This is a genomic window from Oceanobacillus sp. FSL W7-1304, assembly GCF_037969805.1.
Classification (GTDB): Bacteria; Bacillota; Bacilli; order Bacillales; family Amphibacillaceae; genus Oceanobacillus; species Oceanobacillus profundus.
This window is the reverse complement of sequence record NZ_CP150211.1, coordinates 441,913-454,796: the sequence shown is the minus strand read 5'-3', so window position 1 is coordinate 454,796 and position 12,884 is coordinate 441,913. Positions and strand designations below refer to the sequence as shown.

The 12,884-nt window shown below is 35.4% G+C and carries 9 protein-coding genes and 1 pseudogene; 4 read left to right on the top strand and 6 right to left on the bottom strand.

The features are described from left to right. Positions 1-42: 42 nt before the first annotated feature. Entirely contained in the window at positions 43-1,812 is a 1,770-nt protein-coding gene (locus NYE61_RS02285) for a BlaR1 family beta-lactam sensor/signal transducer (RefSeq protein WP_303449309.1), read from the bottom strand. Between the two features lie 315 nt (positions 1,813-2,127). On the opposite strand from NYE61_RS02285, the gene bla reads away from it, so the two are divergent. Both bla and NYE61_RS02275 read left to right on the top strand, forming a co-directional pair. Continuing rightward, positions 2,128-3,045, top strand: a complete 918-nt coding sequence (bla, locus tag NYE61_RS02280; RefSeq protein WP_303449307.1) for a class A beta-lactamase — start codon at positions 2,128-2,130, stop codon at positions 3,043-3,045. A gap of 28 nt (positions 3,046-3,073) precedes the next feature. Then, entirely contained in the window at positions 3,074-5,107 is a 2,034-nt protein-coding gene (locus tag NYE61_RS02275) for a penicillin-binding transpeptidase domain-containing protein (protein ID WP_339316745.1), read from the top strand. A 245-nt stretch (positions 5,108-5,352) separates the two neighbouring features. On the opposite strand, the gene NYE61_RS02270 is transcribed toward NYE61_RS02275, so the two are convergent. Both NYE61_RS02270 and NYE61_RS02265 read right to left on the bottom strand, forming a co-directional pair. Beyond that, positions 5,353-6,225: a DUF3307 domain-containing protein gene (locus NYE61_RS02270; RefSeq protein ID WP_095306913.1), complete on the bottom strand. Its 873-nt coding sequence runs from the start codon at positions 6,223-6,225 to the stop codon at positions 5,353-5,355. Beyond that, entirely contained in the window at positions 6,225-6,998 is a 774-nt protein-coding gene (locus tag NYE61_RS02265; RefSeq protein ID WP_303449265.1) for a hypothetical protein, read from the bottom strand. The genes NYE61_RS02270 and NYE61_RS02265 overlap by 1 nt, the downstream gene beginning before the upstream one ends. 491 nt (positions 6,999-7,489) lie before the next feature. Between NYE61_RS02265 and NYE61_RS02260 the strand changes: the two genes are divergently transcribed. Then, on the top strand, positions 7,490-8,119 hold the full coding sequence (locus NYE61_RS02260) for a LysE family transporter (RefSeq protein WP_118889618.1): 630 nt from the start codon (positions 7,490-7,492) through the stop codon (positions 8,117-8,119). Here the strand turns inward: NYE61_RS02260 and NYE61_RS02255 are convergent. Together NYE61_RS02255 and NYE61_RS02250 are read right to left on the bottom strand one after the other, a co-directional pair. Beyond that, positions 8,116-9,435: an amino acid permease gene (locus NYE61_RS02255; RefSeq protein WP_303449262.1), complete on the bottom strand. Its 1,320-nt coding sequence runs from the start codon at positions 9,433-9,435 to the stop codon at positions 8,116-8,118. The genes NYE61_RS02260 and NYE61_RS02255 overlap by 4 nt on opposite strands. A 447-nt stretch (positions 9,436-9,882) precedes the next feature. Then, complete coding sequence (locus NYE61_RS02250) at positions 9,883-10,659, bottom strand: YqcI/YcgG family protein (protein WP_303449260.1); 777 nt, start codon at positions 10,657-10,659, stop codon at positions 9,883-9,885. Between the two features lie 271 nt (positions 10,660-10,930). Here NYE61_RS02250 and NYE61_RS02245 point away from each other — a divergent pair. Then, positions 10,931-11,152: pseudogene (locus NYE61_RS02245) on the top strand (alpha/beta hydrolase); the annotation flags it as partial. Between the two features lie 660 nt (positions 11,153-11,812). Here the strand turns inward: NYE61_RS02245 and NYE61_RS02240 are convergent. Continuing rightward, positions 11,813-12,877 carry a citrate synthase/methylcitrate synthase gene (locus tag NYE61_RS02240; protein ID WP_339316741.1) on the bottom strand — a complete coding sequence of 355 codons (1,065 nt, stop codon included), beginning with the start codon at positions 12,875-12,877 and terminating at the stop codon, positions 11,813-11,815. Positions 12,878-12,884: the final 7 nt, after the last annotated feature.

Below are 12,884 nucleotides of genomic sequence, written 5' to 3'. Positions count from 1 at the left end.
GTTGTAAAGTATTTTGATTAAAGGTGAAATCGTAATTGATTCTTAATAGATGCCTTTATCGTTTAAAATTGATGATGTAATATCTGCAGCTGCACTTCCAGACGCATCCGTTTCGTTTTGTATATTTGTAGCAAAAAAGTATATATTTTCTCCTTTTTCTACGTAACCGATAAACCAACCATTAATATTTTTACCATTGACCGTACCAGTACCAGTTTTCCCGGATAAATAGAAGTCGTCTAATTCCTCTATTCGCAGCGAATCTTTAACAGCTTGCACATTCTTCTCATCAAACCCAAATTCATTGAAATAAAATGCTGTTAATAATTGAACCTGTTCAACTGGAGATATTTTTAAGGATGATTCTATCCAGAATTGTTCTCTGCCACCAGATACGTCGTAATTTCCGTAATGGATTCCTTTTAAATTCTCTTGGATATCATCAAGTGACATTGTTTTATCTAACTCACTAAAATACCAGTTTACTGAGTTTGACATGGCTGTAGATAAATTATGATCTTTATTCCAAGAATCAAAAGGATAGTCCTGGCCATCCCATTTGATGGTAGAATTTTCACTTGTTATGGCATTTGCCTGCAAACCAAACAATGCACTATAAATTTTGTAAGTTGAATTTGGAGGAACTCTTAATGTACTTTGATTTTCATTATAGATACTATATCTGTCAGCCTGTGCATCATATAATACAAAACTGCCTTCATAATCCTCAAAATATGCACTAAGATCCTCGTAAGTCACACGCTGGTGATTAAATTCGTATTGATCATCGTTGCTTGTCATAGCGGAAACAAATGGCAACTGACACGATATGATTATCCCAGCCATTAGAAAAATGAGTACACTTTTTAGTTTCAGCAGTTTAGACTCTCTTGTAAATGCAGCAATTTTGATAATACGTTTTTTAATTTGCTTCTTTGATCCATTTAAGTGATTTGCCAAAGCCAGATTTTTTAAGTGTGAAGTTTTCTCGGCAAAATTTAAGATTGTATTTCCGTAATTTACGGAATAGTGTTCGCCCATTGAATTTAACACAGCAATATCACATGCAATCTCACGATCCAATCTCATTTCTTTAAAGGCATACCAAACTAGTGGATGGTACCAGTAAAAGATTTGGAAAAGGATAACGAAGTAATTGGTCAAGACATCTTTGTTTTTAAAATGATTTAATTCGTGCAGAAGAATGTATTTTATATCTTCCGTAGAGAGCCATTTATCTAAATTGGTTGGTAATACAATATAGGACTTAAACAAACCAAAAGCCATCGGAGATTTGATTAATGAAGATTCTCTAAGAAAAAAAGGCTTAGATATATTTAAATGCTGCTTACATTGCTCAAATAGCGTTAGAAGTTCTTTATTTTTAATGGATTGTGTTGTGCTTTTAATAGTCTTTAGCTTATACCAGGATTTTATGGTTAAGATGCCCATGAATAGTATTCCAGCAATCCATAAATAAGCGAAGATGATGTTTAAGAAATCAGGGCTTGAGCGATTGACGGATACAGAAAAATCATTCATCCAATTTTTGCTTTCAGCTTCCGCTTCTCCAAGATCAGTGCCGTGATTAGTAGCATTACCTTGAATGGAATCCAGTGAAATAAAATGACTATCAAACGTAATGAGATTTTGCGGTAAAAATGGAATAGCTAACGCGAATAATAACAAAAACCATAGATTATAATGCCATTTTGCTGATAGCTGCTTTTGGAATATCTTTTTAATCAGCATAATTACTGTAATTGTAAAAGTAGATAGGATAAAACTTATTACAAAATTAGTAAAGAACATAGCTTTCGACCTCAATTCTGACGTATCCAGTAAGTTATCAAGCATTAGGGCTAAAACATATAAGGTAAACTTTAACACTTAGCTAAGAAGGGGATTACCCAGAATGACTTTATCAACAATTCAGCGCACTCTGTTCCAAGTTAATATTACAAATGTAATATTATGATTCTAACATTCCAAATTAGCATTATCAATGTAAAAAAATGGATTAAAAAAATAATTGACAACAGAATGACTACAAATGTAGTATTGTATTACACTTGTAGTCTACAAGTTGAATTTTAAGGAGGGTTTATTTTGAAGAAGAGATTCAGTATGGTTTACAGCATGGGGAAGAGCAAATTCATGCTAGCAATTTGCTTAATGGCAATGGTTGCACTGATTGGGTGTGCAAAAGAAACGGATTCAAGCGAGTCAACGTCTCAATCCAATAACGAAGAAACCAATCAGACAATAGACAATGATTTCGCCCGATTAGAAAAGGAGTTTGATGCGAAGCTCGGTGTTTACGCGCTTGACACTGGTTCAGGAAAAATTATTGATTATCAAGCCGATGAACGGTTTGCCTATACATCTACATTTAAACCATTAGCTGCAGGAGCGGTGCTAAAGCAGAACTCCTTTGAAGAATTAAACGAAACGGTTACTTATACGGAAGATGACTTGGTAACATATTCACCAATCACTGAGAAACATGTTGATACTGGTATGAACTTATTGGAAATAAGTGAAGCGGCTATTCGTTACAGCGATAATACTGCTGGTAATTTATTATTTAATGAATTAGGTGGTCCTGATGGTCTTGAGAAAGCAATGAGGGAAATAGGGGATAACGTTATAAATTCGGATCGGACAGAGACAAATTTAAACGAAGCAAAACCAGGAGATGTTCGTGATACAAGTACTCCTAAGGCACTTGCTACTAGCCTGCAAGCTTTCGCACTTGATGATCAGTTACTATCTGAGTCTAAGCAAGATATGCTATTGGAATGGCTCAAAACGAATACTACGGGTGATTCTTTAATCCGTGCTGGGGTTCCTGAAGATTGGACAGTTGGTGATAAAAGCGGCGCAGGAGGATATGGAACTCGAAATGATATTGGGATTGTATGGCCGCCTGATCGAGAACCCATTGTCATCGCAATTCTTTCAAACCGTGATACAGAAGACGCAGAATATAATGATGATTTGATAAAGCAAGCAACTGAAATTACAGTAGATGCGCTTAAATAACCTTTTTAACAAAGAGTTATGGAAGGGATTGAAAAAGTTGAAACATTTCTGGCTGGGATTGACGATGATTTTTACAATCATCATCTTTGTGACAGGCTGTTCCAATAAGGAAACACCAGAAGAAATTTTTAATGCCTATCTTTCCAATTGGCAGGAGATGAATTTTGCAGCAATGTATCAAAGTCTTTCTAAGGAAGCAAAAGCAGAAATCAGCCAGAAGGAATTTGTGGAAAGGTATGAAAATATTTACGAAGGAATGGAAATGAACAAGTTGCAAGTTGATACAAAAGTTGATTCAAACAACACCAAAAAGCAGCAAGATAAATCCTCTGTCAGCTATGATTATAAGGTAAAAATGGAAACATTCGTTGGACCTATTGAATTTACACATCAAGCGACTTTAATTAAAGAAAAAGGGGATTCTGAGCAAGAATGGTTTGTTGATTGGAATCCATCTCTTATTTTTCCCTCACTCGAAGATGGCGATAAAGTGGGAGTTCAAACGCTAAAGGCTTCTAGAGGGGAAATTCGCGATCGTAATGGCAGCGGCGTGGCTATCAATGACCATGCTGATGTGATCGGTATTGTTCCAAGTAAACTTGGTGATGAACCTAAAACATCCAAGGCAAAAATAGCTAAGCTGTTAGGGATTTCGATTGATGAGATAGAGCACAAGCTAGAGGCAGAATGGGTTGAGCCTGATGTATTTGTGCCACTAGTTACGCTGCCGATGGGAGAAACAAATCTGGATGCATTTTTAGAAATTCCCGGGGTGAAAATACAAGAAAAGACAGTTCGCACATATCCATTTGGAGAATCAGCGGCCCACATAACTGGATATGTTCGGGAAATTACCGCTGATCAACTAAGCGAATTAGAACAAGAAGGATATGCTTCAGGAGACGTTGTTGGGAATAGTGGACTGGAAAAAGTTTTTGAAGATAGATTGAGAGGAAAAGACGGAGGACATATCTATATCAAGCGTTCGGATGGAAGTTTTAAAGAAACTCTTGCTAAAGAAGAGGCAATCCCTGGAGAGAATATTGAATTAACAATTGATGCAGCCCTGCAGTTTGAAATTTTTGAACAGTTGAAGGAAGACGCGGGTGCGGCTGTAGCACTGGATCCTAAAACAGGTGCCATATTATCCTTAGTCAGTACGCCTTCATTTGATCCGAACACTTTTGTTAGAGGTTTGTCAGATGAGCAATGGAAGCAATGGAGTGAAGATCCCAACAAACCATTTCTGAATCGTTTTACGAATCGTTATTCTCCCGGGTCTGTCTTTAAGACGACTACAGCTGCAGTAGGATTAAAGACTGGTGTTACAAGTCAGGAAGAAGTTCGAAAAATTGTAGGTAAGCATTGGAAGAAGGATGATTCATGGGGTGACTATTATGTTACACGTGTTCACGATAAAAAATTAGTAACGTTGCGTGATGCAATTGTTTATTCCGACAATATTTACTTTGCTCAAGAAGCACTTGAAATGGGAATAGATTCATTTTCAAATGAAGTATATAAATTTGGTTTCGATGAAAAGCTGCCAATTCCATTTCCAATTGCGCCATCAACCCTTTCTAATAATGGGATTGATCGTGAAGTACAGCTTGCAGATTCAGCATATGGCCAAGGGGAAATCATGATGAGCCCACTTCATCTTGCTCTAACCTATACACCTTATTTAAACCAAGGTGACTTATTATATCCACATTTGCTTGAGTCAGAAGAACGTACTGTTTGGAAAAAGAGTCTGATTGAAGCCGGTATAGCCGAGCTTATAAAGGAAAGTTTAATTCAAGTTGTGCAAGATCCAGATGGGACAGGGTATCGTGCCCGTATCCCTGGTATGACAATCGGCGGTAAATCTGGTACTGCAGAAATTAAAGCAAGTAAAGGTGATGAAAGCGGGTCAGAGAATGGCTGGTTCATCGGTTTTACGACAGAGGAGGATTCTCCGTTATTGCTAACGATGATGGTTGAGGATGTCAAAGGAAGGGGTGGCAGTGGTTATGTGATCCCGAAAGTAAAACATATCTTTGAAACGATCCAAAATGATTAGAAATGAATATAAATGAGCTCCGTTGTTTTGATAGGTAGGGGAGGAGTATGAATAAAAGAAAAGAGCCATACTTTCTTATCGAGCAAATCTTATTTTCCTGGTTATATTCATTTTATTTTTGGTTCTGATCCTCCAGCTAGGAATTGAAACGCTTTGGAAAATTGAAGAACATAATAAAGTATTGCAGCATATGATCTCAAATGTTTAACTGAAAGTGGAGCCATTCGTTAATGGCTCCTTATCTTTTACATAATAATTCTCTGTACAACTAGACCGAGCACCAGTCCTAAAAAAATAGAAGATAGTGTACCTAACAAGAAATATTCCGCCCAGTTTCGATCATCTAACTGTTTGAATCGGGCAATCGACTTTGCAGCAATAATAAAAGCTATCGACGGGTATGCACCAATCACTGTTAATGTAATAACAAGCAATCTTTCTATATAGCCAATGAGTTTTCCACGCGAACGAAGTGGGGAGGAGTATGTAAAGTAATGATATTCCTCTGTAAAACTATTTTCTGTCTTCGGTCGATTATTTTCTTGTCCAGCACTCAATTGATTTTTTAATGTCAGTTCACCTTCAAAGTTTGCAAGTTCTGATGGCAGCGAACCAATGATATATTTAACGATATGACCACTAACAGTTGTTGCCAAAATATAAATGATAATCATAAATAATACTATGTTGGGCAAGCTTAAACTACTTGTTCCATTCAAGTTTAAAAGACTCGCCGCTAATTCTGGGGCCTTCATATGAAAGAAAAGAATACAGGATATGATTATCATTATGACATGTAGTGCCTGGTCTAAAAGAAAGTATCCGAGTTTTTTCATATTATCTGTTGCACTTTTTGGAATGGAGTCTATTAATTTTATTTTTAATAAATCAATTAAAAGATGCGTGATAATAATAAAAATAAATGGCAGAATAAAATACTTGATAATATGTTGAAACGCGAAGTGATAACCCCATATAACGACAAGTGCGATTCCAGTTGTCAGCAGATGATGAAGCAGATGTTTTTTTAAATGTTTTATTTTATTTTTCACCATTAGATCTGTTTGAAGCCAAAAGTCAGCTACCAAATGCGCCAGGAGCAGCAATAGTACAGGCATTATAATCTCCTTTCTCTCGGAAAGTAATCGTTTATATGGTTCATAATATTGTTTCGAATGGTTGTTTGCAGCTTATCTGTTAAACGTTGCTCATTCTGCGTACCTAATAAATCCAGCACCCTAACAATGTCATTAAATGCGTGCAAGATGACTTGCGTTTTACCCTGTTTCATATGATGGGAGATAGTACCTGTTGTTCTACCGAGATATTTGCTTACTTTATTTTGTTGACCGAGCATTAAATATAAAGAACATACTCGAGATTGTATATTGGTTTGTTCGTTTATTTGAACTTGCTTGAGAGTTAAACTTGTATTTATTAACGTTTCGAACTGTTTGCTGAAAACGGTGAAGCCTTGTTTATCTGATAAACGAGGTAATGCAAATCGAAATAGCAATCTGTTCTGTTGCTTTTTCAGGTAATCATTAGCATTTCTCGCTTGTTTCATTAATGGATGAATCCATGTTTCTATGTTTATTGTGCTTAAATCCTCTTGGATATTACCAAAGGATAAACCAAAATAAGGCTTGTGATCTGTGAACTTCCAGATACGGCTTATATAGAAAGCAAGTGTATATGCCGATGCATAACCACTGCTTATAACCACCAATTCATCACCAGCACGGTGACTAACCTTTGTCAAGCCAACAGGTTGTGTCCACTCAGCAATCCTACTTTTTAATTGCTCTAGATATTCACTTAATTCATTTCCGATATTTTCTTTAGATGAATTACTTACGTCCATAATAAAGACAGAGACTTCATTTGCCATGTATAAACAGCTCCTTTCTTATCCAAAGAGCAGGGTAGTTTGATTATATAATCGAATATAACAAATGTTAGATGAAATAGTCAAACTTTATAGAAGTTAGATGATTTAGACTGATACGATGCAATCATTAACAGACTACCGTTCCCTATATGACAAGTTTATTATCATATTAACAATTCACCTGAATAAAATTCATCATATTAAATAATAGACTCAGAGACACTTTACCTTATTATGCCAAATTATAATCAAGAAGGGTATCACATGAATAAAATTACTAAATCTCCCTTATCTGATGGTTTCTGTAACATAATAGATAAATTATCTAATTACCACAGTATTAAAAGAAATTTAATTCCTCTAATCCCTTAGTTCATGAGTATTCAGGAAATACACAAGTAATAAATATTCCCCTCCTTTCTAGTTGTACATGCCCTCCTTTATGAATATAAATAAATAATTACATTGCAGTCATTGAAGGAGTGTTTACTTTGGGTGTCTTTTTTAGTTATATTCTTTTAGGCTTATCACTTGCAGCACCAATCGGACCAGTAAACGCAGCTCAAATGGATCGGGGAATTAAAGGCGGTTTTTTTCATGCTTGGTTTGTTGGACTTGGAGCAGTAACAGCTGATGCATTTTATATGCTAATCGTGTATATGGGGGTAGTCCATATCGTTGACACACCATTTATAAAAACATTCTTATGGTTATTTGGTGGATTTGTTTTAATTTACACAGGACTCGAGAGCATGATAAGTGCCAAGGAATTAAAAGCAAGTCATGAAAGGACTGCAGAACCCTTATATAAATCCTTTTTCGCAGGGTTTATCATGTCAATTTCAAATCCGTTAACTATTCTGTTTTGGTTAGGTATTTATGGTTCCGTACTTGCAAAAACTGCATCAAGCTATGGAACGCAAACCTTAATTCTATATAGTTGTGCAATCTTTATCGGTTTATTGACCTGGGACTTTATCATGGCTGCAGTTTCAAGTAGTTTCCGAAAACTACTAAATGAACGCATACTTACTGGCATCGCGTTTATTTCCGGTTTGGCACTCATTGGCTTCGGGCTATTCTTTGGATGGCAAGGGATTTTATTATTAATCCAGCATTAGCGGTCCTTAATCTTTCTTTTTCTATTCACAAAAAATGCAAAAACCCCTATTAGACCGACAATTCCTAGACTGATAAAAAGGCCAGGCCGATTAGTTTTATCGATCAATGTACCACTAATACCTGCAATTAGCAACATAATCCCAACGTAGTATTTAATTCGGTTTTTTAGTTTATCCTTCTGTAATTTTCTGGCGGATAAGATGATGAATAACCAGTTGTATAGGAGCATTAAACCTGCACCTGTTGTTATATAGGTATATATTTTGTCTGGAAGCGCCAGGGATAGCACGATGGACCCGGCAATCCCTAAAATAAGTAAACCTAAGGCAGGAAACGGTACAGCCAACTTCCCATCTTTTGCAAAAAAGGAAGGTGCATCTCCATCTTGGGCTAATGAAACGAGAATCGTAGTTACACCGTAGAAAGATCCAACCATGGTGGAGAAACCAGCAATAATCAATGCACCATTGAAAATATGTGGAACAAATCCTAAATCAAAGTCCTCAAGGGCAACGATAAATGGACTTTCCTTCGTATTAAAAACGTCCCATGGCACTAAAACTAATGCCAAAGCCAATCCTATCGTATAAATAGTTACTAGTGATAATATCATTACTTTGCCTGATTTTGGGGCTTCTTTAGGTTGCTTCAGTTGTACGGCCATAAGACCCATTACCTCAATACCTCCGAATGCATAGAAGGCAAAAATCAGACTTGCCCAAAATCCCGCGAATCCAGTCGGAAAAAGCTCGTCCATGCTACTGGGTATATGTAATTTTTCTACACCATCAAACATACCAAAAACAAATGACCCGGCTATGATGATAAACATGAGAATTGCAGCAAGTTTTATGACGGCAAATATATTTTCAATACTCGTTAACTTCTTTGCGCCGACGAGCAATACAAAAAGTCCCAGAATCGCATATCCGATTGCAAATAACCATAAAGGGATATTAGGAAACCAAAAGCGAGAAAAAATTGACAGCGCAGTAAGCTGACTTCCCATTATTAATATTTCTGCAAACCAATACATCCATCCGATACTAAACCCGGCCCAAGGTCCATAGGCTTGTTTGGCATAGGAACGGAATGCTCCCTTTTCAGGATGGCTTGCCGTTAATTTGGCTAACGCATCGAAAACAATATATGTTGTGATTCCAGCCAAAACATATGCTATGACGATAGATGGTCCACCTTGCCCGATACCGATACTTGAACCTAAAAAAAAGCCGGTACCAATCGTACAACCCACGCCAAATAAAGATAATTGCCACCATTTCATATGTTTCTCATCTATTTTTGACCCTGCCATGTTGATCCTCCTTCACACGCATTCTATATAATCCCCAAGATTCAGAAATAAATGTTGGATATTATAATCAGTGAACTAGAAATACATAAGCAAAAGCTATATCTAATTTCTGCATGTTGGTATGAAATTTAACAGGAGCCATTTTGCGTCACGCTCACAAAATTCATACAAAATCGGCAATAAAACAAAAGCATCACAAACAGGTGAAATGGGTCAAATTGAATGGATAAAGAATGTGGAAAAGTAGGAAGTAATCAATCTGAAAAATCGTATTCCAGATACAGAAAAATTTTATAAATAAATTTAGACAATATAACATAGGCCCAGAAATCAAAGGGGGCTTTTTTGCAGATATATCGGCTGAATTTGGTTGTGTAGATAAAGATAAGAGGTGGTTCATTAGACCACCTCCTAAGAAAACCAGTGCAATGCAAAGCAACAAGGTGATTACTTTTTTTCATTCCTGATTTCATTTGAACGAAAAGGGCATTGGCCGCTTCTTGGTTCTATGCCATCTGTAATAATATACTGTTTCCATTCTCTGTAACCTTCATTGCCGTATTCTCCTAAATCTGGATGAAAAGGGAGTTTTTCAATAGATTCCACCCTTGACCTAATTAAATTGATAGCATTTTTACCACGATTTGTTTTGTAAGAGATATCATTAAAAATTCTTCTCGGTTGGAAGATTAAGATAAGGCTGTTTCCAATGTTTCTCGTAATCCTGTGTTTATACCCAGGCATGTTGGCAGAAACAAAAATTGGTTCTCCATCAAAACAAAATTCCCAATTGGCGTCATCCGGATATATTGAGATATCTTCACACCATTCCATCTCATCATTCACATGTAAATAATTTATAATATCCCAAAAATAAGATTCATAATAAGCAAAAGGTTTTTCTGGAATTTCTGGTTTTATAAAAATAACAAAGGCATGCCTAGTCCTAGTTCTTCTCGATAGATCGAGAAATTCCCTGAGGACATGGGGCAAAGAATGAAAATTATCATTTTCAACATAAAAATACCTTAAATGTCCCTTTATTTCAGCAACTGTTCCAAATGGGCAAGGAAATTCTCTGTCAGAAACCACTTCTTTCCAATGGGCATATTCTTTTTTAAACCATTCGGGGATAGACTGATTATCCTCCTCGATAATTGTCTTCGTTAGTATAGTTGAAGGGGGTAACACTCTATATACATCTCCCTTGATTATTGATAGCATAAAAGACAAGCTCCTGCATTTTATAATTATGGGCTTTTGCTATATAGTATGGAAGAAGGTCCTTCACGGGTACCTTTTTTGCATGATTTTTCTCTCCATTATTTATTCTCCAGGTTGATTAACTACATTATAAAATGTTTCAACACGTTTTGATAAAATTGTAAAGAAGTGTAATTCAGCTAACGAAGCAGGATTGTTTTATAAGATAGGAAGATTTTGATGGGGATTTGGGAAAGAACTTTACTTAAAAACATCACGTGGTGTTTTTGAAATATTTGTAAAGGGTACAGGAGACCCATTTTGTGTCACTCATCATTATTCAGAATTTAATCACACAGGGGATTATTTTGCAGAGACATTTACAAAAAACAACAATGTATTCTTGATAAATTTAAGAGAAGCAGGTAATTCAGACAAGGCCAATGAACCGTATCAATTAAGTTTCTTGGAGACAATATATGATATAGAAGCTATTCGAGAAGAATTAGATTTATTTTAAACGAGTAAATAATGATGAGCAAATTTTTCGTTTAGACTTTCATGTCTTAAAAGTTGTAGAAGAGGGGAGTTTAGAGTTTCTTGTCTTAATAATTTTGATTTTTATATCTTTGAACAGATAATTCATGTAAAAATACCATTTAATTATATTATTACGTAAAATTTATACGCATATTAACAATGATGATTTGAAAAATGGAAGAATATCTTTCCGCAAATATTAGTAGTAGAACATTAGTTTATTTCAAATGATTGCTAAAAACAGAGAATGCATCTCAATCATTTAATTGAAATTGGACTGAAAAATTTATTAGCACAAAATGAAATATCTTTTAATAGCCAAACAAGACCGGATGATCGGATTCAATTTAAAACGACTTATGATAAAAAAGAGTTGTTAACTAATATAAAAAAATTTCCAAAGAGAATAATCTATTCATAAATGACGTGATAGAGGGTATAGTTTACATTTTATCAATTAAAAGGTTGTAGTAAACAACCTCTTTTCTATAAATTTTTCCTAGTTTACATAATATATATTATAGGAAGTAAACTAGAAAATCGAAATTCCCATCTCATAATATAAGTATACTTGTGATATTGAGATAAAATAAAAAATTACGCTATAAAATATATTCATAGCGTAATTTTTTATTTAATTTCCTACGTATGTTGCATTTGGTCTAAAAATTACATTGTTATTTTTCTGTTCAATTGCATGTGCACACCAACCAACGATTCGGCTTGAACTAAATATAGCTGTAAATAATTCTGGATCTAATTCCAGTGATTTCATAATTGCTGCAGCATAATATTCTACATTCGTATATAGCTTTTGATTTGGTTTCAGTTCATTTAATATATCAATCGTTACTTTTTCAGTCTCAACTGCTAATTCAATCCATTCTGGTGACGATTCCAGTTTGTAAATGATTTGCTTTAATGCTTCGGCGCGTGGATCTACAGTCTTGTAAACCCTGTGACCAAATCCCATAATTCTCTCTTTATTTTTTATTTTATTGTGAATTACTTCACTTATTTGATCCTTTGTCGCGATTTCCTCTAATAAATCTATTACTCCAGATGGTGCTCCGCCATGTAATGGTCCTTTCATCGTTCCAATGGCACTTGTGATTGCTGAAACGAGATCACTTTCTGTTGAAATTGTCACTCTAGCTGCAAACGTCGATGCATTTAATCCGTGCTCCATTGTCATAATTAAATACGCTTCAAGTATTCTTGCGTTAGCTGTATTCGTTTCACCTGTTAACATATAAATAAAGTTCTCTACATGATTTAATCTTGGATTAGGTTCAATTACACCTATTTTTTTCATTACCCGGTAACGGTTCGCGATAATGGTTGGAATAATAGCGATTAATTGTATGGCCGTATCTTCTGCTTCTTCTTTTGCTGAAAGTGCTGAAATCGTTGTACGTAAAGCATCCATTATCGATTGCTCTATAGGAATGTTGGATAATATGTTCCTAATATAAGGAGGTAATTCCCTGTTCCCACGTAAAGCTGTTTGGAACAGCTGCAATTGATTTGGATTTGGAAAAACTCCATGCAGCAAGTAATATGCTATTTCCTCAAAGGAATAATTTTCTACCAATTTTTGTACTGAAATCCCTCTATACGTTAAATGACCATTTGCTCCATCAATATCACTTAATTTTGTTTCAACAGCTGTAACTCCTTTTAAACCTGGATAATACACGTAATCC